This is a genomic window from Streptomyces sp. NPDC001544 (genome assembly GCF_042894285.1).
GTDB lineage: Bacteria > Actinomycetota > Actinomycetes > Streptomycetales > Streptomycetaceae > Streptomyces.
On record NZ_JBIAVN010000003.1, the window covers coordinates 149,292 to 171,265 of the forward strand.

At 72.5% G+C, this 21,974-nt stretch carries 13 protein-coding genes; 9 read left to right on the forward strand and 4 right to left on the reverse strand.

Annotation, left to right across the window (positions count from 1 at the left end; translation table 11 throughout):
- The first annotated feature begins 77 nt into the window (after nt 1-77).
- Nucleotides 78-1,202: a GuaB3 family IMP dehydrogenase-related protein gene (locus ACFY0F_RS10605; RefSeq protein ID WP_388791638.1), complete on the forward strand. Its 1,125-nt coding sequence runs from the start codon at nt 78-80 to the stop codon at nt 1,200-1,202.
- A gap of 275 nt (nt 1,203-1,477) precedes the next feature.
- On the opposite strand, the gene ACFY0F_RS10610 is transcribed toward ACFY0F_RS10605, so the two are convergent.
- Both ACFY0F_RS10610 and ACFY0F_RS10615 read right to left on the reverse strand, forming a co-directional pair.
- Entirely contained in the window at nt 1,478-1,972 is a 495-nt protein-coding gene (locus ACFY0F_RS10610) for a hypothetical protein (protein ID WP_388791640.1), read from the reverse strand.
- A gap of 107 nt (nt 1,973-2,079) precedes the next feature.
- Nucleotides 2,080-3,288: a nucleotide sugar dehydrogenase gene (locus tag ACFY0F_RS10615; protein ID WP_388791642.1), complete on the reverse strand. Its 1,209-nt coding sequence runs from the start codon at nt 3,286-3,288 to the stop codon at nt 2,080-2,082.
- A 280-nt stretch (nt 3,289-3,568) separates the two neighbouring features.
- On the opposite strand from ACFY0F_RS10615, the gene ACFY0F_RS10620 reads away from it, so the two are divergent.
- From ACFY0F_RS10620 to ACFY0F_RS10640, 5 genes are all read left to right on the forward strand, one after another.
- A complete protein-coding gene (locus ACFY0F_RS10620) occupies nt 3,569-5,275 on the forward strand; it encodes a glycerol-3-phosphate dehydrogenase/oxidase (RefSeq protein ID WP_388791644.1) in 1,707 nt (568 codons plus the stop codon).
- 198 nt (nt 5,276-5,473) lie between these two features.
- Nucleotides 5,474-7,525 (forward strand): protein kinase, encoded by a 2,052-nt coding sequence (locus tag ACFY0F_RS10625; RefSeq protein WP_388791646.1) that lies wholly within the window; start codon nt 5,474-5,476, stop codon nt 7,523-7,525.
- A 164-nt stretch (nt 7,526-7,689) separates the two neighbouring features.
- The gene (locus ACFY0F_RS10630; protein WP_388791648.1) at nt 7,690-10,242 is read left to right on the forward strand and encodes a protein kinase; all 2,553 of its coding nucleotides are present in this window, start codon (nt 7,690-7,692) and stop codon (nt 10,240-10,242) included.
- 147 nt (nt 10,243-10,389) lie between these two features.
- Nucleotides 10,390-12,012 carry a serine/threonine-protein kinase gene (locus ACFY0F_RS10635; protein ID WP_388791650.1) on the forward strand — a complete coding sequence of 541 codons (1,623 nt, stop codon included), beginning with the start codon at nt 10,390-10,392 and terminating at the stop codon, nt 12,010-12,012.
- Nucleotides 12,013-12,088: 76 nt separating this feature from the next.
- Entirely contained in the window at nt 12,089-13,678 is a 1,590-nt protein-coding gene (locus ACFY0F_RS10640; protein WP_388791652.1) for a protein kinase, read from the forward strand.
- On the opposite strand, the gene ACFY0F_RS10645 is transcribed toward ACFY0F_RS10640, so the two are convergent.
- Entirely contained in the window at nt 13,671-15,683 is a 2,013-nt protein-coding gene (locus ACFY0F_RS10645) for a glycosyltransferase (protein ID WP_388791654.1), read from the reverse strand. The genes ACFY0F_RS10640 and ACFY0F_RS10645 overlap by 8 nt on opposite strands.
- Before the next feature lie 369 nt (nt 15,684-16,052).
- Between ACFY0F_RS10645 and ACFY0F_RS10650 the strand changes: the two genes are divergently transcribed.
- The 3 genes from ACFY0F_RS10650 (at nt 16,053) to ACFY0F_RS10660 (ending at nt 20,567) form a co-directional block, all read left to right on the forward strand.
- Nucleotides 16,053-16,979: a serine/threonine-protein kinase gene (locus ACFY0F_RS10650; RefSeq protein ID WP_388791656.1), complete on the forward strand. Its 927-nt coding sequence runs from the start codon at nt 16,053-16,055 to the stop codon at nt 16,977-16,979.
- Nucleotides 16,980-17,084: 105 nt separating this feature from the next.
- Nucleotides 17,085-18,713: a succinic semialdehyde dehydrogenase gene (locus tag ACFY0F_RS10655; protein WP_388791658.1), complete on the forward strand. Its 1,629-nt coding sequence runs from the start codon at nt 17,085-17,087 to the stop codon at nt 18,711-18,713.
- A gap of 51 nt (nt 18,714-18,764) precedes the next feature.
- Nucleotides 18,765-20,567 (forward strand): GMC family oxidoreductase N-terminal domain-containing protein, encoded by a 1,803-nt coding sequence (locus ACFY0F_RS10660; RefSeq protein ID WP_388791660.1) that lies wholly within the window; start codon nt 18,765-18,767, stop codon nt 20,565-20,567.
- A gap of 105 nt (nt 20,568-20,672) precedes the next feature.
- On the opposite strand, the gene ACFY0F_RS10665 is transcribed toward ACFY0F_RS10660, so the two are convergent.
- Nucleotides 20,673-21,716, reverse strand: coding sequence for an LPXTG cell wall anchor domain-containing protein (locus tag ACFY0F_RS10665; protein WP_388791662.1), 1,044 nt, complete (start codon nt 21,714-21,716; stop codon nt 20,673-20,675).
- Between the last annotated feature and the right edge of the window lie 258 nt (nt 21,717-21,974).

Genomic DNA, 21,974 nt, shown 5'->3' on the forward strand with positions numbered 1-21,974 from the left:
AGCATCCGGGGCCGCCCTCGTCGTGCCCGTCGGCGATACTGGAAGGCGCTGCAACGCATCAGGGAAAGGCCACAGACGTGACTGAGATCGAGATCGGGCGCGGCAAGCGCGGCCGCCGGGCGTACGCCTTCGACGACATCGCCGTCGTCCCCAGCCGCCGTACCCGGGACCCGAAGGAGGTCTCGATCGCCTGGCAGATCGACGCCTACCGCTTCGAGCTGCCCTTCCTGGCCGCCCCCATGGACTCGGTCGTCTCCCCGGCCACCGCGATCCGCATCGGCGAGCTCGGCGGCCTGGGCGTGCTCAACCTCGAGGGCCTGTGGACGCGCTACGAGGACCCGCAGCCGCTGCTCGACGAGATCGTCGACCTGGACGCGGAGACCGCGACCCGCCGTCTGCAGGAGATCTACGCCGCCCCCATCAAGGAGGAGCTGATCGGCGCGCGCATCAAGGAGGTCCGCGACTCCGGTGTGGTCACCGCCGCGGCGCTCTCCCCGCAGCGCACGGCCCAGTTCTCCAAGGCGGTCGTGGACGCGGGCGTGGACATCTTCGTCATCCGCGGCACGACGGTGTCGGCGGAGCACGTCTCGTCCTCGCACGAGCCGCTGAACCTGAAGCAGTTCATCTACGAACTCGACGTGCCCGTGATCGTCGGCGGCTGCGCCACCTACACCGCCGCCCTGCACCTGATGCGCACCGGCGCGGCCGGTGTCCTGGTCGGCTTCGGCGGCGGCGCCGCGCACACCACGCGCAACGTGCTGGGCATCCAGGTCCCCATGGCGACGGCGGTCGCGGACGTGGCGGCGGCCCGCCGTGACTACATGGACGAGTCCGGCGGCCGGTACGTGCACGTGATCGCGGACGGCGGGGTCGGCTGGTCCGGCGACCTGCCCAAGGCGATCGCCTGCGGTGCCGACTCGGTGATGATGGGCTCCCCGCTGGCCCGCGCCACGGACGGGCCCGGCAGGGGCCACCACTGGGGCATGGAGGCCGTCAACGAGGAGCTGCCGCGCGGCAAGAAGGTCGACCTCGGCACGGTCGGCACCATCGAGGAGATCCTCACCGGCCCGTCCCACTTCCCCGACGGCTCGATGAACTTCTTCGGCGCCCTGCGCCGTGCCATGGCCACGACCGGCTACAGCGAGCTCAAGGAGTTCCAGCGGGTCGAGGTGACGGTGGCGGACTCGCAGCACAAGCGGTGACGCTCCGCCGGGTCGGCGGTTCGTTCTTCTGCGGGGCGGTGGCGCTGCGCTGGTTCGGTGGTTCGTTCGTCCGCCGGCCGGTGGGGGCTGGTCGCGCAGTTCCCCGCGCCCCTGGCGGGGTGGCGGTCAGGCGTCGGCTTCCAGCACAGGCGCGCTGACGGTCCGGTGCGCGCACGGCGGCAGCCGCATATCGGAACAGCCCCGCGTCCCTGGGGGTGCAGCCCAGGCGAGCATGAAGTGAAGGGCCCGTCCACCTCGGTGGACGGGCCCCGCTGTCAGGCCGCTGCCTTCTTGGTGCCCGAGAAGGCGGCGAAGGCCGCGAGGCCGAAGAAGAGGAAGGTCAGCGGGTCGGCGTCCTCCTTCCAGGCGTCCTGGACGAGGCCGAAGTGCTGGAAGATGAGCTTGGAGAAGCTCACGCCGACGGAGTCCGCGCCGATCATGGCCTCGCCCACCAGATGGCCGATGTAGACCGCGCCCAGCGCGAGCATCGCGCCGGCGACGGCGAGGGCGGGGTTGCGGCCGCCGACCTTGCCCGCCGCGAGGCCGATGACGAAGCCGACACCGACCGCCGCCCAGCCGATCTCGTGCTTGGTGAGCCCGATGACGACGCCGTAGAGCGCGGCGGCGACCAGGGCGGCGCCGAGGGCGGCCACCAGGCCGAGGGCGACGTTGTCCTTCTGCGGCGCGGGCGGTACCGGCGGGGCGTACGGGACGGCGTCGGACGGCTGCGGCTGCTGCTCGTAAGGCGGCGGTGGAGCTGACTGGCTCATGACAGGAATCCCCCCGATGATGTGATGAAGACGTGCACAGTTGTGCGACGAGTGGGGAGATCAGCAGTCGGCGGTGACAACGCCGCAGGCGTTTTCGCACCGCCCGCTCAGAGCCGGTGCGCCGTGCCCGCCGGTGTCGCGCCGCGGGTGTCCAGCAGCAGCTGGGCCTTCACCGACAGACCCTGGAGGTCGTACGTCCGGTGCTGCTGGAGCAGGATCGTGAGGTCGGCGTCGGCGGCCGCCTCGTACAGGGCGTCCGCGCGCGGGACCGGGCGGTCCAGCACGCTCCAGGAACCCACGTAGGGGTCGTGGAAGCTGACGGAGGCGCCCAGCTCCATCAGCCGCAGGGCGATCTCCTGGGCGGGCGTCTCCTGCTGGTCGGCGAGGTCGGCCTTGTAGGTGACGCCGAGCAGCAGCACGCGCGCGCCCCGCGCCGACTTGCCGTGCTCGTTGAGGAGGGCGGCGGCGCGCTGGACGACGTACCGGGGCATCCGGCTGTTGACCTGCTGGGCCAGTTCCACCATGCGCAGGTTGCGGCCGGTGTGGCCGGTGAGGTCCTGCGCCAGGCCGTGGCCGCCGACGCCCGGGCCCGGCCGGAAGGCCTGGAAGCCGAACGGCTTGGTCTCCGCGCAGCGGATCACGTCCCACAGGTCGACGCCCAGGTCGTGACAGAGCACGGCCATCTCGTTGACGAGTGCGATGTTCACATGCCGGTAGTTCGTCTCCAGCAACTGCACGGTCTCCGCCTCACGCGGTCCACGCGCGCGTACCACCTTGTCGGTGAGCCGTCCGTAGAAGGTGGCGGCCGATTCGGTGCACGCCGGGGTGAGCCCGCCGATCACCTTCGGGGTGTTGGCCGGGGTGAAGTCGCGGTTGCCGGGGTCCACACGGCTGGGGGAGTAGGCGAGGTGGAAGTCGCGGCCCGCGCGCAGCCCGGAGCCCTCCTCCAGCAGGGGGCGCAGGAAGTCCTCGGTCGTACCCGGGTGCACGGGTGACTCCAGGATCACCGTGGTGTGCGGGCGCAGCCGCCGGGCCAGCGTGCGCGCGGCCGCCTCGACCTGGCCGAGGTCGAGCCCGCCGTCCGCCCCGCGCGCGGTCGGCGCGCAGATCACGGCGGTGCGCACCCGGCCCAGCGCGGCCGGGTCGTCGGTCGGCCGGAATCCCCCCGAGAGCATCCGGCGCAGCTCGGCGGGGCTGAGGGGGCCGGGCTCCGGGCCGGTGGCGTACCCGAGGGTGGAGATGCCGGCTGCGACGGCGGTCTGGGCCAGGGGAAGGCCGTAGGGGCCGAGTCCGATGACGGCGAGGTCTGCGGGCATGGGCGTGAGCCGTCCTTCCCAGTAGCCGAGGCGGGACAGGTGCGCAAGCCCGGTGGACGGGATGGACGCGCGCAATGTCAGACTAGGAGTAAATATGACCTTGATGCGGGATTGCGGTCATGTGTCTTCCGCTGCTCAGGAGCCGGTTGTCCACAGGACGGGAGCGAGTGGTGGCTGAAGCGGGGCAAGCCGGTCAGAATTCTGGGCAGGGGGAAGGGGAACCGGGCTTCGCCCACCGGGTGCGGTCCGCGCGACCGATGACGGAGAGCGGGAGGCAGCGGTGAGGACAGCGACACTGGGGCCGGCGCAGCGCGCCGAGTCCCTGGCGGCCATGGCCGAGCGTGAACTGGACGTACTGGTGGTCGGCGGCGGAGTGGTCGGCGCGGGCACCGCCCTGGACGCCGTCACCCGGGGCCTTGCGACGGGACTGGTCGAGGCCCGCGACTGGGCGTCGGGCACCTCGAGCAGGTCCAGCAAGCTCATCCACGGCGGCCTGCGCTACCTGGAGATGCTCGACTTCGCCCTCGTCCGCGAGGCCCTGAAGGAGCGCGGCCTGCTGCTGGAGCGCCTCGCCCCGCACCTGGTCAAGCCGGTGCCGTTCCTCTACCCGCTGCAGCACAAGGGCTGGGAGCGCTGGTACGCCGGGTCGGGCGTCGCCCTCTACGACGCCATGTCGATGGCCCGTGGTCACGGCCGGGGCCTGCCCACGCACCGCCACCTGTCCCGTCGGCACGCGCTGCGCGTGGCCCCCGCCCTGCGCAAGGACGCGCTGGTGGGCGCCCTGCAGTACTACGACGCCCAGATGGACGACGCCCGCTTCGTGGCGACCCTCATACGCACGGCCGTGTCGTACGGCGCCCACGCCGCCAACCGCGCGCGCGTGACCGGTTTCCTGCGCGAGGGCGAACGGGTCGTCGGCGCCCGGGTGCAGGACGTGGAGGGCGGCGGCGAGTACGAGATCCGCGCCAAGCAGGTCGTCAACGCCACCGGCGTGTGGACCGACGACACCCAGGGACTGGTGGGGGAGCGGGGACAGTTCCACGTCCGCGCCTCCAAGGGCATCCACCTGGTCGTCCCCAAGGACCGCATCCACTCCACGACCGGTCTGATCCTGCGCACGGAGAAGTCCGTCCTGTTCGTCATCCCGTGGGGCCGGCACTGGATCGTCGGGACCACCGACACCGACTGGGACCTCGACAAGGCCCATCCGGCCGCCTCCAGCGCCGACATCGACTACCTGCTGGAACACGTCAACTCCGTCCTCTCGGTGCCGCTGAGCCGTGACGACGTCCAGGGCGTGTACGCGGGGCTGCGCCCGCTGCTCGCCGGTGAGTCCGACGCCACCAGCAAGCTGTCGCGCGAGCACACCGTCGCCCATCCGGTGCCCGGCCTGGTGGTCGTCGCGGGCGGGAAGTACACGACGTACCGGGTGATGGCCAAGGACGCCGTCGACGAGGCGGTGCACGGGCTCGACATGCGGGTCGCCGAGTGCGTCACCGAGGACGTCCCGCTGCTGGGCGCGGAGGGGTACGCGGCGCTGTGGAACGCCCGCGCCCGCATCGCCGCGCGGACCGGCCTGCACGTGGTGCGCGTGGAGCACCTGCTGAACCGGTACGGCTCCATGGCCGAGGAGGTCCTGGACCTCATCGCCGCCGACCCCACGCTCGGCGAACCGTTGCAGGCCGCCGACGACTACCTGCGCGCGGAGATCGTGTACGCCGCCTCCCACGAGGGCGCCCGGCACCTGGACGACGTACTCACCCGCCGCACCCGCATCTCCATCGAGACCTTCGACCGCGGCACCCTCAGCGCCCGCGAGGCCGCCGAACTGATGGCGCCGGTGCTGGGCTGGGACAAGAGCCAGATCGAGCGCGAGGTCGAGCACTACGAGAAGCGGGTCGAGGCCGAACGGGAGTCGCAGCGCCAGCCGGACGACCTCACGGCGGACGCGGCCCGGCTCGGAGCACCGGACATCGTGCCGCTGTAACGGCGCCCCGGAGCGCGTCCGAACGCCCCTGCACGGACTCCGCCGTGGCGTCCCGTCATGCCGACACGCCGAACCCGCACCTCACCCGCTCCCCGGATCCACGGGCCCCGGACAAGGTGCGGGGCCCCCACGGCATCGAGCACTTGTCGGGTGAGGGACAATGGAGGCTCTGTCAGGGCGGGTTGCATGAGGGGACGCATGTCGGAGGCGGAGCGGGCGGGGACTTCTCGTCAGGAGACTCGTCAGGACAAGAGCGAGCGTCTTCTCGCCGGGCGGTACCGGCTGGGGGACGTACTCGGCCGCGGTGGCATGGGCACTGTGTGGCGCGCCGAGGACGAGACCCTCGGGCGGACGGTCGCCGTGAAGGAGCTGCGGTTCCCGTCGAACATCGACGAGGACGAGAAGCGGCGTCTGATCACGCGCACCCTGCGCGAGGCCAAGGCGATCGCCCGGATCCGCAACAACAGCGCGGTGACGGTCTTCGACGTGGTCGAAGAGGACGACCGGCCGTGGATCGTGATGGAGCTGGTCGAGGGCAAGTCCCTCGCCGAGGTCATCCGCGAGGACGGCGTGCTGAAGCCCAGGCGCGCGGCGGAGGTCGGGCTGGCCATCCTCGACGTGCTGCGTTCGGCGCACCGCGAGGGCATCCTGCACCGGGACGTGAAGCCGTCCAACGTGCTCATCGCCGAGGACGGCCGGGTCGTGCTCACCGACTTCGGCATCGCGCAGGTCGAGGGCGACCCGTCCATCACCTCCACGGGCATGCTCGTCGGCGCCCCCTCCTACATCTCGCCGGAGCGGGCCCGCGGCCACAAGCCGGGCCCCGCCGCGGACCTCTGGTCGCTCGGCGGCCTGCTGTACGCGGCGGTCGAGGGCACGCCGCCGTACGACAAGGGGTCGGCCATCGCCACGCTCACCGCGGTGATGACCGAGCAGCTGGAGGAGCCGAAGAACGCCGGCCCGCTCAGGGACGTCATCCACGGACTGCTCACCAAGGACCCGGCCACACGGCTCGACGACGCCGGCGCCCGGACCCTGCTCAAGGCGGTCATCGACGCTCCCGAGCCGGAGGCGATGGACGCGACCCGGGTCGTGCCGCTGCCGAAGCTGCCCGACGGGGCCGACGACAAGGGCGGGTCGGGCGACGCCGGTTCCGGCAAGGAGCCCGCGGAGAAGCTGCGCGGCAAACTGCGCTCCGCGCGCAAGGCCGTGGCGGCCGGGGCGGTCACCGCGGCGGGCACGTCCCGTACGAAGAGCGGTGGCGGCAGCGCCCCGGGCACGCGGGCCGCCACGGCGTCCGGCGGGACGACTGCCGGGAAGCCCTCCACGGGGGCCCCGGCCGGCAAGCCGTCCGGGACTGCGTCCGCGTCCCCGTCCGCCTCGGTGCCCGGGCAGCGCTCGGGCGAGGGGGCCAGGAAGCCGAGTTCGGGCTGGCCCGTGGTGCCGCCGCCGGACCTGGACCTGCCGCCCAGGCCCGTCCCCAGGGCGCCGCTCACCGACGTCGTGCCCAGGCGGACCCTGGTGATCATCGCGGTGGTCGTGGTGCTGGCCGTGCTCGGGACCGTACTGGCGATCACGCTCAGTGGCGGCGACAGCGACTCCAAGGGCGCCAAGGGCGACAGCGGCAAGCCCGTGGCGAGTTCCAGCGCGAGCCCCGGCACCAAGGAGGACCCGGGCGGCGGTACCCGTACGGACAGCGGCAACGCGCCGTCCACCACGACGGGTTCGGACACGACCTCCGGATCGGCCACGAGCGCGAGTGCGGTCGCCAGTGAGCCCGACGGCGACTCGTCGGGTTCCGGTGGCGGCGGCAGCGCGCCGGCGGTGTCGGTGCACAAGGGCGATCAGGGGTACTCGATCGGCTTGCCCAAGGGCTGGAAGTACCAGTCCGCCGGCGCCGCGGGAGACCGTTTCACCGGCCCCGACGGACAGAAGCTGCTGATCGCCTGGACGAGCACACCCAAGAACGACCCGGTGGCGGACTGGAGGAGCCAGGAACGCTACATGGTGCGCGCGCAGTACCACCGCGTCCGCATCGAGCAGGTGGACTACCGCGGCTGGAACGCGGCCGACTGGGAGTTCACCTACGTCGACGGAGGGACCGCGTACCGGACGATCGACCGCGGGTTCGTCGTCAACGGCCATCAGGGGTACGCGCTCATGTACACGGCGAAGGCGGCCAAGTGGGGCGGCGAACTGCGCAAGGACACCTGGAAGACGCTGACGGCGTCCTTCCAGCCGAAGCGGTGAGCCGAGCCCGCCCGGCTTCGGTGCGTGAGAATCCCGCATCCCTCATTGCAGGTTGCCTCCGGCACGTATCGTGAGTGGTTGCGGACCGTACGCATCAAGGTCCGTATACAGAACGGGCCGCGTGACGAGCGGATTTGACCGACCGGATGGCCGGGGGAGGCAACGTGGAGGACTATGCGGGTCGGGTACTCGCCGACCGCTACCGCCTGCCGCTGCCGCCCTCCGACGAGTACGAACTCACCGAGACCAGGGCCTTCGACACCTACAGCGGGCAGGAAGTCCTGGTCCGGCAGGTGCCGTTGCCTGAGGTCGTCGAGGCCGAGGTGCTCGACGCCGACGGGTTGCCCGACGGTTTCACGGCACGGCAGCCCGGCGCCCGTCGGCCCCCCGCGGCCCGGACCGCCACCCGGCAGCCCGCCGACCCGGCGGTGCGGCGCGCCGTCGAGGCCGCGCAGGCCGCCGCCTCCATCCCCGACCACCCGCGGCTCGACCAGGTCTTCGACGTGTTCGCCGAGGGCGGCTCGCTGTGGATAGTCAGCGAACTCGTCGCCGCACGCCCGCTGGCCGCGCTGCTCGCCGAGAGCCCGCTGACGCCGTACCGCGCGGCGGAGGTCGCCTCCGACGTGCTGATGGCGCTGCGGGTGCTGCACGCCCACGGCTGGGTCCACCGCAACATCACCGCCCGCACCGTCCTGATCTGCGACGACGGGCGGGTGATGCTGACCGGCCTCGCGGTCGGCGCGGCGGAGGAGGCACTGTGCGGGTACGACCCGGTGCCGGTCCAGGACGGCTACCCGGCGGGAACGGCCGGCGACGCCGATGACCTCGTGGGGCCCGTGGGCGCCCGCGGTCCGGCCGGGCCCGCCATATCCGGGCCGCCCGGCGGCGCGGCGCCCGAAGAGGTGGACCCCGAGGCCGCCCGGCGGGCCGCGATCCAGGCACGGGCGGCCGGCGGGCTCGCCCCCGGCACGGACGACACGGCCGGTGGCCCGGGGCCGGGCGTACCGGCCCGCCGGGCGCCCGAGACCGGCGAGGACATCAGGGCCGCGCGCGCCGGCGCGATCGCCGCGTACCGCGCGGGCGCGCGTGCCGCCGCCCGGGTGCAGGAGGCCCAGGAGAACACCCCGCCCGCCCTGCCCGGCGCCCGCCCGCCCGCCGAGGACGACACCGGTGCCCTCGACCGGGCGAACGGTTCGGCCCAGTCTCCGTACGTCCTCCCGGGCCAGGACACCGGCCGGCGGACCGGCTCGACGCCCCCCGGTCAGATCGCCGACCCCTACGGCGTGCGACCCCCCTCCTGGCCCGGAGGCACGCCCCGCAGCGCCCCCGAAGCCACGCCCCCGGGGATGACCGGCGGCCGGCCGCGCCCGGCTCTGCCCGCGAGCGGAACCGCCCCCGGCGATCCGCACCAGACCCTGGCCCCCGGCGGTGCCGCACCCGACTGGGGCCCCGCCCGCCGTACTCCCGCCACCCCCCTGGCCGCCGAGCGGGCACGGCAGGTCCGGATGACCGTGGTGGGGCCGGTCACCGAGCGGTGGGCACCGGAGCAGGCCGGGCCCGTGCACGAGAACTGGCAGCTCGCGGCACCCATCGGGCCGGCCACCGACCTGTGGGCGCTCGGCGCGCTGCTCTTCCGGGCCGTACAGGGGCACGCCCCGTACCCGGAGGAGTCGACCGCCGAACTGGTGCAGCTCGTGTGCGCCGAGCCGCCCGCCTACGCGGAGGAGTGCGGGCCGCTCAGGCCGGTCGTGGAGTCGCTGCTGCGTCAGGATCCCACCGAGCGGCTCGACTTCGAGGAACTGGGCGGCTGGCTGCGCTCCCTGGTGCGGTCGGCGCCCGAACCGGAGGCCGGCACCCACGTCATAGCGGCCCCGCCGCCCGACCCGAGCCGGCTGCCGATCGTGCGCCGGCGTGGCGAACTGGTGCGCAGGCGGCGGGCCGGGCTGCCCGCGGCCGGTCCGCACGGCCGGCACAAGAGGGCGAGGCAGGAGGCGCGTTCACCCCGCAGCCTCGGCCGTACCCTGCTGGTCCTGATACTGCTCCTGCTGGCCGGCGCGGTCGTCTACGCCGTGCTGTTCATGCCGAAGGCCAAGGACGACGGCGGCGCGGCGAGCGGCGACCGCACGGGTTCCGCCGGGCAGGCGAGCCCGGCGCCCCGGCCGAGCGGTTCGCCGTCGTCGGCCGGGACCTCACCGGGTACGGACCCCAGCCCCTCCCGGTCGGCCCCTTCCACCGAGACCCAGACCACCACCGGCCCGGACGTCGCCGACGGCTTCACGCTGCGCAAGGACCCCGAGGGCTTCCAGCTCGCCGTCGCCAAGGGCTGGAGCCGCACGCCCAAGAACGGCCTGGGCGAAGTGGTGTACGCGCACGGCGACTTCCAGCTCATCGTCGTCCCGGGCCGCGACGGCGCCGCGCAGTACGGCAGCGACCCCATGAAGTACCAGCGGGACAAGGAGAGCGAGCTCCAGCCCTACCGTGACTCCAGCTGGGCCACGGCCACCGGTCTCAGGACCATCGAGGTGGGCGGAAAGACCATGGCCGAGGGGCAGTTCACCTGGACCGACGGCCAGGGACGCGACCTGTTCGTCCGCAACATCGCGATCCTCCTGGGCGGCCGCTACCACATCGTGCAGGTCCGCGGCCCGGAGGCGGAACGCGACGAGGTGACGAGGCTGTACGAGCAGGCGTCGGCTACTTACCAGTACACCCGCTGACGCCGGAAAGCCGCCCCGAGGTTGCCTCCGGCGCCGAGAAGCGAAAACCGTCACAGTGGTGTCTCCATGGCACCCCGCTTGTTCCCTGACGGCAGGCGGGTCCTTAGTCTGACCCTGTCAAGACCATTGCGGGGCAACGTGAATCAGATGCAGGGCCTGCTCATCGCGGGCCGCTACCGGCTCGCCGACTCGATCGGCAGCGGCGGCATGGGCCGGGTGTGGCGCGCCCACGACGAGGTGCTGCACCGGGCGGTCGCCATCAAGGAGTTGACCGCCGCGCTCTACGTGTCCGAGAGCGACCAGGCGGTTCTGCTCGCCCGCACCCGGGCCGAGGCCCGCGCCGCCGCGCGCATCAACCACTCCGCCGTCGTCACGGTGCACGACGTACTGGAGCACGACGGCCGCCCGTGGATCGTGATGGAGCTGGTCGAGGGCTCCTCACTGGCCGACGTGGTCAAGGAGCAGGGACGCGTCGAACCGCGGGAGGCGGCCCGCATAGGCATGTGGGTGCTGCGCGCGCTGCGTGCCGCGCACGGCGCCGGGGTGCTGCACCGGGACGTCAAACCGGGCAACGTCCTGCTCGGCAAGGACGGCCGGGTCCTGCTCACCGACTTCGGTATCGCGCAGATCGAGGGCGACAGCACCATCACCCGCACCGGAGAGGTCGTCGGCTCGGTCGACTACCTCGCCCCGGAGCGGGTGCGCGGCCACGACCCGGGCCCGTCCTCCGACCTGTGGGCGCTCGGCGCCACGCTGTACACGGCGGTCGAGGGCCGCTCGCCGTTCCGCCGCACCTCACCGCTGAGCACCATGCAGGCGGTGGTCGAGGAGGACGTGGCCGAGCCGGAGCACGCCGGCCCGCTCGGCCCCGTCATCTCCGCTCTGCTGCAGAAGGACCCGGCGCAGCGGCCCGGCGCGGAGGAGACCGAGCAGATGCTCGCGGAGGCCGTGGAGGGGCGGCGGTCGAACGCGGCTCAGGCGTTCGTACCGACGCAGCACGACGGCTCGTTCGCGCGCACGGGCCCGCAGTACCCCGCCTCGCACCCCGCGGGCCACGGTCGCACGGACGGGCAGGGCCGGGTCACGGCGCCGACCGCGGTGGCACCCCCGGTCGTCATCACACCCCCGCCGGCCGCCCGCCCCCGGCGTCGCCGTCTGCGTACGCTCGCCCTCGTCGTCGCCTTCGCCGCCGTCGTCGGCGGTGCGGGAGCGGCGGCGTGGCAGAAGTACGGTGCCGGGCGGCCGCAGAACGAGGCCGGGGCCTCACCGGCCCCCGGTGACACCCACGGAACCGACACCTGGGTCCCCAAGACCGACCCGCTGGGCTTCGGCATCTCGGTTCCTTCCGCGCGTTGGAAGCGCTCGGTGTACAGCACCGAGGGCGGTATCAAGCAGATCGACTACTCGCCCGACGGCGGCAGGCACTTCGTGCGCATCGCCATCGACACCTCACCGGACTTCCCCGACGCCTACTCGCACCAGAAGGACCTCGACGAGCAGATCCGGCAGCGCCTGGTCGGCTACCAGCAGGTCCTCATGAAGCGCAACATCTACCGCGACTGCAAGGGCTCCCGGTGGGAGTACACCTGGGACGCGCTGGCGAAGGACCCGCCGCACGTGGCCGAGCCGCGCCACGCGGTCGAGGAGACGTACTACTCCCGGGAGGGCACCGAATACGCGATCTACATGTCCACGCCCGAGAAGGACTGGGCGAGGACGAGCAAGCAGTTCACGCGGGTGCTGCAGAGCTGGCAGCCGCCCTCCTCCTGACCTTTCGGGCGTCGGTTGTCGGCCACCCGGGCGTACGGTCCGGAGCGCTCGCGTCCGTGTGGGGCATGATGGGCCCATGGGGACCGAGGGGGACGACTGCCGCGTCATCGCGGGCCGTTACCGCCTGGAGGCGCGGATCGGGCGCGGCGGGATGGGCGTCGTGTGGCGGGCGACCGACCAGTTGCTGGGCCGCCGGGTCGCGGTCAAGGAACTCGCGCTGGAGTCCCGTTCCGGCGAGGACGCGCGGCTGCGGAGCGACCGCGCCCTGCGCGAGGCCCGCGCGGTCGCCCAGTTGCGTCATCCGCACATCATCGTCGTGCACGATGTCGTGGAGGACGGTGAACGCCCCTACATCGTCATGGAGTTGATCGACGGCGGTTCGCTCGCCGACCGGATCGCGGCGCGCGGCCCGGTCGACGCGGCCGAGGCCGCCCGGATCGGCATCGACCTGCTGAGCGCGCTGCGCACCGCGCACGAGGCCGGGGTGCTGCACCGGGACATCAAGCCCGCCAACGTGCTCGTCGAGTCCGGCACCGAGCGTGTCGTCCTGACCGACTTCGGGATCGCGCGGGTCGCCGGGGCCACGACGCTCACCGAGACCGGATCCTTCGTGGGCTCGCCCGAGTACACGGCGCCCGAGCGGATGTCCGAGGCGCGCACCGGACCCGAGTCGGACCTGTGGTCGGTGGGCGCGCTGCTGTGCGCCGTGCTGAGCGGCGAGTCACCGTTCCGCCGGGACTCGATCGGCGGCATCCTGCACGCCGTCGTCGCCGCCGAGATCCGCCCGCCCGTGCAGGCCGAGCCGCTGCTGCCGGTCGTGCGCGGACTGCTGGAGCGCGACCCGGACCGGCGTCTGAACGCGGCGGAGGCGGAGCGGATGCTGCGGGCGTTCCTGGAGACGGGCCGCACACCGCGGCCCCCGGCGACGCCGTACACGCCGACGCAGCGGGACATCCCCCGCCGGACGCCGTCATCGCCGCCCGCGTCGGCTCCGGTCGGCCGCTCCGCCCGGGGCGTGCTGATCGCCGCGCTGCTCGTCGCCGCCGTGGCCGGGGCAGGTGTGTCGGCGGCGACGCTGCTGATCCACGGAGGCGGCGGGGACGGTGGCGGTACGCCGACCAGCCCGGCGCCGGGAACCTCGGCCAGTACGTCCGCCTCACCCACCCCCACGGTCACCGTGACCCGGAGCGCCGCCACCGGCCCGGCCGCCGCCGACTCCCACACCGCGCCCTCCGGTTACCGTCTCGCCCGGGACCCGGCCGGCTTCTCCCTGGCCGTACCGGAGGGCTTCACGCGGGACCCGCAGGGCGAGCGCGTCTTCTACATGTCGCCCGGTCAGACCTTCCGCCTCGGCATCAGGGCGACCGTGCCCCAGTCCGGCGGCCCGCTGGGCGTGATGCGCCGGGCGGATCTCACGGGCCCCGACACGAACCCCGGTTACCACGACGGCCGGGTCACACGCGCCACGCATCACGGACACCTCGCCGCGCTCTGGGAGTTCACCTGGAAGGGCTTCAGCACGGCGGAGGGCCCCCGGCACACCTACGACATGTGCTGGGAGGAGGACGGCCGCATGTACGACGTGTGGGTGTCGGCGCCCGTGGGGAAGGTGCGGGAGGCACGGGAGTACTTCGACGTGGCCGTCGACACCTTCGTGCCTACCTGAGCGGAAGCCGCCCCAGCAGCCCCTTCACCAGGTCGGTCCTCGCCACCCGCAGCGCGAACCGCCCGCCGCCGTCCGGGGCGGGCTTGGCGTACCAGGGCAGGCCGCGTCGGCGCCACTTGGCGGGAGGCAGGCGCGGGTCGAGCCGGGGGAGCGGCAACGCCCACTGCCCGATGCGCAGTCGGCCGCACCAGACCCCGGCGGGCAGCGCGGACACCGGCAGGCGCACCACGAACTCACCGTCAGGTGAGGCGGGGACCCGCTGGGAGGGAAAGGCGACGGCGGTGTCACCCGTACCGTCCCTCAACTCCACCACCAGCGCACCGTCCGGGCACCCGGCCAGCGTGCACCGCCCGGTGACCTCCAGCTCGGTGGGCGCGTCGGCGGCCCAGCGGATGTCACGGACGCCGAGGTGAGGCAGCACCGCGTGCTTGCGCTCACCGAGGTCGAGGGTGAAGTTGCCGTACGGCTTGGTGGTGTAGAGGGTGACGGCGCGCAGCGTCTCACCGAAGCCGACGACCTGCGTACTGGCCGCACCGGAGACGTCCGCGGCCCGCTTGCTGCCGATGCGGACCTCCTTGGACAAGCCCTGCGCGCCGACGGCGAGGGAGACGTCCCACAGCCCGTCGGGAAGCGGCTCGCCGTCCGCTGCGGTGGCGACGTCGACAACGGCCTCGAAACCGGCGAGCTCGTAGCCGAACCGCCCCTCGTCCTCCGCCGCCCCGAGCCCGGGCGTCGCGGTGTGCGTGACGGGCAGCCGGTACTCGGCCCCGCTGTCCCGCTCGCGCAGGACCAGTTCGGTGGTGACGTCGCGGGTCTCGACGCGGTGGAGGTAGGCGTGGCCGGCCAGGTGGAGGGTGCCCGTGCCGCGCAGTTCGGCGCCGGTGACGTGGTGGCGGGGGCGGAGCTGGTCGGTGACGTCGTAGCAGGGATCGGGGACGGGGTGCGCGGGGTCGCGGAGGAAGGGGTAGCGGGCGTAGGCGCGGCCGGCCTCGATGAGAAGCGGAGTGGCCGCCTTGCTCCGGGCGATCTCCTTCTCGAACTCGACGACCTCCAGCAGCTCGTCGAGCATGCGGTTGCGGACCAGGTGCAGCCGTAGCCGGGCCATCGCCGAGAGCCGGTCGTTCATTCCGTCGTGCCACAACGGCTCGATGGCCTCGGCCAGTTGCGCCAGCATTTTCTCCTGGGTCTCGCGCGGCTCGAAGACGAGCTGGTCGGCGAGGACCTGCTGGACCTCCACGGTCAGATGACGGTGCGCCAGGTGGTCCCGGCCTGGCCCCGGCGGCACGTTCTCCAGGATCAGGTCGACCATGCGCGGCAGGAACCGCAGCCGGAGCTCCGACCCCTTCAGCCGACGGGTGATGTTGCCCTCGTCCTCCCGCAGCACCCAGAACAGGCAGTCGTAGTCGGCCACCACGGAGATGCCGGAGGCGTGCAGGTAGGCCGCACCGACGAAGAGCTGGTCCTCCCCGATGGCCAGATCGGTGGGGAAGCGCAGCCGGTGCCGCTCCAGCAGCTCCCGGCGGAAGAGCTTCATGGGGTTGAGCGTCCAGTAGACGCGGGAGGAGAAGACGTCGGTGCGGGGCTGGTTGCGCTTGAACATCGACGCGGGCGCGCCGCGTCCGCCCACGCCCACCATCTTGCCGAGCACGACGTCGGTACCGTTGTCCTCGGCCATACGGACCATGCGTTCCAGGGCCTCAGGACCCAGGTGATCGTCGGCGTCCAGGAAGAAGACGAAGTCCCCGCGCGCGTGCTCCAGCCCGACGTTGCGAGGAGCCGAGGGCCCACCGGAGTTCTCCTGGTCGATGACCCGCAGCAGCCCGGGGTGCACGCCGCTCAGCCGCTTCAGCTCGGCCCCCGTGCCGTCGGTCGAGCCGTCGTTCACGACGATGACCTCGAGCCGGTGGCGGCCGATGGTCTGGTCGGCGACAGAGGTGATGCAACGCGTCAGATAAGGCATCGCATTGTACGCGGCGATAATCACCGAAACGGTGGAAGCAGTCACCCGATGCTCTCAGTAGCAGACTTGATGGCCTGTGAACCTATCATGCGCTGCCGGTGGGTGCGGGGTGATGGGTCGGTGAAGTGCCTGTTCAGGCCATTTCCTTGGCCATGCGACCAGATGGCGGGTTTGTCCCCTGCGGTCGAAGGGGGGTGCAGCAGTTGCTTCTGCCCCGATCCGGGGCAGGCGGTTCGGTGCAGGTCGTGTGTGCTCGAACGAGCTGCCGACGAGAAGGAGTTGACGGTGCCCGCCCGCTTCGGTGGACGCGGGGGCGTCGAAGTGCGGCCCGGGGACGGCGGTTTCCGTCTCCATCGGTGGGCCGCCTGAACGTCCGCTTCGACAAGGACGCGGTGCGCACGGTACTCATGGGGCATGAGCGAAGACGGCGAACGTACGCCCGACGGACGCGTGCCCGACGAACGTCTCCTCGTCGGACGTTACCGGCTGATCGAGCACATCGGCCCGGGCGGCCCCGGCACCGACCCCGGAAGCCCCGGTAAGGGCACGGCACCGGCCACCGTCTGGCGGGCGCTCGACGAGTCGACGCAGCGGTACGTCGCCGTCAAGCGGCCCCTGCCGCCCGGCGACCCGGACGACGAGGAGCACCAGCGGACCGCCCACCGGCTGCACCGCGAGGCCCGCGCCGCCGCCCGCGTCGAACACCCCGCCGCCGTCCGCATCCACGACGTCGTCTTCGAGGACGGACTCCCCTGGATCGTCATGGAGTTCGTCCCCGGGGAGTCCCTCCGCACGCTTCTGACGCGCGGCCCCCTCCCCGCCCCGGAGGCCGCCCGCGTCGGCCTCGCCGTCCTCGGCGCCCTGCGCGCCGCGCACTCGGTCGGCATCGTCCACCGGGACGTCAAACCCGCCAACGTCCTCCTCGAAGCCGGCACCGGCCGGGTCGTCCTCACCGACTTCGGCATCGGACACGTACACGGCGGCGTCGATTCCTCCGGAGACCCCGGTTTCGTCGCACCCGAGCGGGGAGCCGAGCCCGGTGCGGGCCCCGCCTCCGACCTGTGGTCCCTCGGCGCACTGCTGCGCGCCGCCGTCGAGGGGGGCCCGGGGGAGCACTCCACCGGTCTCCGCACGCTGATCACCCGCCTGCTGGCGCCGGAACCCGCCGACCGGCCGGACGCCGAGGAGGTGGCGGCGGCCCTGGCCGCGATCGCCGAGACCGCCGACACCACCGAGAGCGTCGAGGGCTCCAGAGGCACTGAGGGCTCCGAGGACTCCGAGGACTCCGAGGGCCCCGGAAACGCCCGGCCCGCGCTGACCGCCACCCCCACAACGCCCTGATCAGCGCATTCGCTGCCAGTGGACACTGGCGTCGTGTGCGTACCCGGTGAATCCCCGTTACCGACGGGTACCCAAAGGGCGCCGCCGCGGAATACCCTGCGCGTCATGACGGACGCGCAGGCCACGAACCAGGCCACGAACCAGGCCATCGGCACCAACCCGCTCGCACCGGCTCCGCAGGGCGCCCGTACCGCCGCCGATGTGGTCACGCCGGAGCTGGTCGTCCAGCTCACCAAGGGCGTCGTGGGCTCCGGCAAGACCGAGAGCCACACCCCGTTCACCGGCGACAAGCTGGCCGACCTGCCCGAGTCCACCCCCGAGGACGTGGCCGAGGCCTTCGACCGCGCCCGCGCCGCCCAGGCCGTGTGGGCCCAGACCCCGGTACGGCAGCGCGCCGCCGTGCTGCTCCGGTTCCACGACCTGGTGCTGGAGCGCCAGGCCGAGGTCCTCGACCTCATCCAGCTGGAGACCGGCAAGGCCCGCCTGCACGCCCACGAGGAGGTCCAGGCCGTCGCCGTCGCGGCCCGGCACTACGGCCGCAAGGCCCCCGCGTACCTGAAGCCGAAGGGGCACACGGGCGCCGTACCGACCCTCACCAAGGTCACCGAACTGCGCCACCCGCGCGGAGTCGTCGGCCAGATCGCCCCCTGGAACTACCCGCTGGAGCTGTCGGTCGGCGACGCGCTCCCCGCGTTCGTCGCGGGCAACGCGGTGGTGATGAAGCCGGACACGGAGACCTGCCTCACCGCCCTGTGGGCCCGCGACCTGCTCATCGAGGCCGGTCTGCCCGCCGACGTCTTCCAGGTCGTCCTCGGCGAGGGACCCGTCGTCGGCCCGGAGGTCGTCAAGCGCGCCGACTACGTCTCCTTCACCGGCTCCACCCGCACCGGCCGCGAGGTCGCCCAGGGCGCCGCCGCCCGCCTGGTCGGCGTCTCCCTCGAACTCGGCGGCAAGAACGCCATGCTGGTCCTCGAGGACGCCGACATCGAGAAGGCCGCGGCGGGCGCCGTCCGCGCCTGCTTCTCCTCCGCCGGACAGCTGTGCATCTCCATCGAGCGGCTGTACGTCCACGAGTCCATCGCCGACGCCTTCCTGGAGCGCTTCGCCGCCCGCACCAGGGCCATGCGGCTGGGCAAGTCCCTCGCCTACGGCGCCGACATGGGCTCACTGGTCGGCGACCGGCAACTGGAAGCCGTCACCCGGCACGTCGAGGACGCCGTCGCCAAGGGCGCCAAGGTGGTCGCCGGCGGGGTCGCCCGCCCGGACATCGGCCCGTACTTCTACGAGCCGACGATCCTCGACGGTGTGACCGAGCCGATGGCGGTGTGCACGGAGGAGACCTTCGGCCCGGTCGTCTCCATATACCGCTTCAGGACGGAGGACGAGGCGGTGGAACTCGCCAACTCCACGCCGTACGGCCTCAACTCGTCGGTGTGGACGAAGGACGGCCGCCGTGGCCGCGAGGTCGCCGCCCGGCTGCGCACCGGCACCGTCAACGTCAACGAGGGCTACGCCCCCGCCTACGGCAGCGTCCAGTCCCCGATGGGCGGCATGAAGGACTCCGGCCTCGGCCGCCGCCACGGCTCCGAGGGCATCCTCAAGTACACCGAGGCCCAGACGATCGCCCAGCAGCGGCTGCTGCCCATGGCGCCTTCGCTGGGCATGGACGACGAGAAGTACGCGGCGTTCATGAGCACCAGCCTGAAGCTGATGAAGGCGTTCCGCTTCCGCTAGACGGCGGCCGTCAGCCGGCCGCCGGCACCCCGTTCTCAACGAGGAGAGCACGTGTCGCAGGAGAAGTCTGTCCAGACCCGGGACGAGGACGGGTACGACTACGACGTCATCGTCGTCGGATCGGGGTTCGGCGGGTCCGTGACCGCCCTCCGCCTCACCGAGAAGGGCTACCGCGTCGGTGTCCTGGAGGCCGGCCGCCGCTTCACCCGGGAGTCCCTGCCCAGGAACTCCTGGGACCTGAAGAACTACCTCTGGGCGCCCCGGCTCGGCATGTACGGCATCCAGCGCATCCATCTGCTGGGCAACGTCATGGTGCTGGCGGGCGCGGGCGTCGGCGGCGGCTCCCTCAACTACGCCAACACCCTCTACGTACCGCCGAAGGCCTTCTTCGACGATCCCCAGTGGCGGGACATCACCGACTGGCAGGAGGAGCTGAAGCCGTACTACGACCAGGCGCGGCGCATGCTCGGCGTGCGGCTCAACCCGACGATGACCCCCTCCGACGTGCATCTGAAGGCGGCGGCGCAGCGGATGGGCGTCGGCGACACCTTCCATCCGGCGCCGGTCGGGGTGTTCTTCGGGGACGGCGAGGACGCCGACGGGACGGCGAAGGCCAAGCCGGGGGAGCGGGTCGCCGACCCCTACTTCGGCGGTGCCGGACCGGACCGCCGGGCCTGCACCGAGTGCGGCGAGTGCATGACGGGCTGCCGGCACGGTGCGAAGAACACCCTGAACGAGAACTACCTCCACCTCGCCGAGAAGGCGGGCGCGGTCGTGCACCCCATGACCACGGTCATGTCCGTCACCGAAGACTCACGCGGCGGATACGCGGTCGCGACCCTGCCCACGGACCGGAAGAAGAAGGGCAGGGGACGCACCTTCACGGCCCGGCGGGTCGTCATCGCGGCCGGGACCTACGGCACCCAGACGCTGCTGCACCGTATGAAGGCCCACGGCCAACTGCCGTACCTCTCCGACCGGCTGGGCGAACTGACCCGCACCAACTCCGAGGCGCTGGTCGGCGCGCAGACCGACGACCGGCGCTACCGCAGGGCGCACGGCAAGCCCAAGGCCGACTTCACCCAGGGCGTGGCGATCACGTCCTCCGTCCACCCGGACGAGAACACGCACATCGAGCCGGTCCGCTACGGCAAGGGATCCAACGCGATGGGCGGCCTGTCCATCCTCCAGGTGCCCTACGCGGAGGGCACCTCCCGCGCCCTGGCCTGGCTGTCGAACGCGGCCCGGCACCCGCTGCTGGTCGTCCGTTCCCTCTCCAACCGGCGCTGGTCGGAGCGGACCATCATCGGCCTGGTGATGCAGTCGCTGGACAACTCCCTGACGACGTACCTGAAGCCGGACGGCGTCGGCAAGGGCCTGCTGACCGCCCGCCAGGGCCACGGCGCACCCAACCCCAAGCAGATCAAGGCCGCGTCGCAGGCCGCCTCGGCCCTCGCCGCCGAGATCAACGGCTTCGCGGGCAGCAACGTCGGCGAGCTGATGGGCACCCCGCTCACCGCGCACTTCCTCGGCGGCTGCCCGATCGGCGACTCCCGCGAGACGGGCGTGATCGACCCGTACCACCGGCTGTACGGCCACCCCGGTATCTCGGTCGTCGACGGCGCGGCGGTCTCCGCCAACCTGGGCGTGAACCCCTCGCTCACGATCACCGCGCAGGCCGAGCGGGCGATGTCGTACTGGCCCAACAAGGGCGAGGCGGACCCGCGTCCCGCGCAGGGCGAGCCGTACGAGCGCCTGAAGCCGGTCGAGCCGGTCACTCCCGCGGTCCCGGCCGACGCCTTCGGGGCCCTGCGGCTGCCGTTCCTGGGTGTCCCGGCGGTGCCGAAGAAGTAGCCCGCGACCGACGACCGAAGAGGGGCCCGCGACCGAAGAGAGGGACCCGCACCCCCCTCCGAGTGCGGGTCCCTCTCTCCTTACCGGGCTCGCCGGTCGTCCTTGCTACGCGCCGGCCGAGGCCTTGCGCCGCCGCACCGCGAACACGACCCCCGCACCGGCGACCACGGCGACACCGCCGACGACACCGATGACCGGGAGCGCGGAGCTGGAGCCGGTGGAAGCGAGGCTGCCGGTGGGCGGCAGTTCCTTGGCGCCGCCCTGCGGCTCCTTGCCGCCGGTGGGCTTGTCGTCCTTGCCCGGCTTGGGCTTGGCCTTGCCGGGGTCGTTGTTGTCGCTGCCGGGAGCGAGGACGGTGAACTCGTAGTAGGCGAAGGAGCTGTGGACGCACTCCTTCTCCGCGTCCACGTAGCCGCCGAGGCCGAGCGCGTAGCCGTCACCGGCAGGTGCCTTCGAGCTGATGTTGACGCGCAGCTTGATGGCCACCGTCTCCTTGGCACCGAGGTCGGTCTGGCCGAAGAAGAAGCCGTTGCCGACCTCGTCGGCCAGCGACTCCCACGCCTTGGTCGCGGGGTCGAAGTACTCGAGCTGCGCGTAGGTGCTCAGCCAGTCCTTCTCGTTGTCGCTTTCGGAGTCGTTGTCGACCGCGGCGAGCCACTGGACCTCGCCGAGCGCCACGTCGCTGTGGTTGGCGGCGGTGAGGGTGAAGTCGTGCCAGCCGCTGCCCGCGACGATCTTGCCCGGAAGTCCGGAGACGTCCAGCGACAGCTGCGAGTCGGCGTCCACACCGTCGTCGCCGACGGGGCACTCGCTGGGCCACTCCGAGGGAGAGCCGGTCGCGTCGGTCGGTGTCGCCGCCACGGTGGGCTTGGTGGTGTCGGTCGGGGTCACCGTGTCCGTCGGACTGGTCGTGTCGGTCGGCGTCACCGTGTCCGTCGGGGTGACGGTGTCGGACGGGGTGTCGGTCGGAGTCGCGGTGTCAGAGGGTGTGTCGGTCGGCGTGTCGGTCGGCGTGTCGGTCGTCGTCACGCTTTCGGTGGGGGCCGACGACGTCGACTCCTCCGCGAACGCGGTCGGCGCGGACAGCAGGGCGATCGGCGCTATGGCGGCCGTCGCGGCCGCTGCGGCCATGGCACGGCGAAGCTTCATGAAGACCTCAAGAGGTGCTGCGCACTGCGGCACCGCAGTACGACGTCGGGGTGAGGCCTCCGCGTGTGGGGCACGGATGTGGCCGTTGTTTCCGCAGGTGTGACCTGTGAAAGCTGTGAATGGTTGTGGCCACTCACCGGAGTTTTATGTGGCCTGCGTCACACATCGTGGTCATGGGGCGCGTCGGCCGGCCCCGGGTGCCCCCGGGGCCGGCCGATCTCCTGGGTGACCGGGCTGCTGTCCCCTGCCGTCCGGTCG

Bases quoted from the DNA above. Each gene is read 5' to 3' on its own strand.
- ACFY0F_RS10610 (WP_388791640.1), bottom strand. From the start codon at position 1,972: ATGAGCCAGTCAGCTCCACCGCCGCCTTACGAGCAGCAGCCGCAGCCG.
- ACFY0F_RS10615 (WP_388791642.1), bottom strand. From the start codon at position 3,288: ATGCCCGCAGACCTCGCCGTCATCGGACTCGGCCCCTACGGCCTTCCC.
- ACFY0F_RS10625 (WP_388791646.1), top strand. From the start codon at position 5,474: ATGTCGGAGGCGGAGCGGGCGGGGACTTCTCGTCAGGAGACTCGTCAG.
- ACFY0F_RS10635 (WP_388791650.1), top strand. From the start codon at position 10,390: ATGCAGGGCCTGCTCATCGCGGGCCGCTACCGGCTCGCCGACTCGATC.
- ACFY0F_RS10640 (WP_388791652.1), top strand. From the start codon at position 12,089: ATGGGGACCGAGGGGGACGACTGCCGCGTCATCGCGGGCCGTTACCGC.
- ACFY0F_RS10650 (WP_388791656.1), top strand. From the start codon at position 16,053: ATGAGCGAAGACGGCGAACGTACGCCCGACGGACGCGTGCCCGACGAA.
- ACFY0F_RS10655 (WP_388791658.1), top strand. From the start codon at position 17,085: ATGACGGACGCGCAGGCCACGAACCAGGCCACGAACCAGGCCATCGGC.
- ACFY0F_RS10665 (WP_388791662.1), bottom strand. From the start codon at position 21,716: ATGAAGCTTCGCCGTGCCATGGCCGCAGCGGCCGCGACGGCCGCCATA.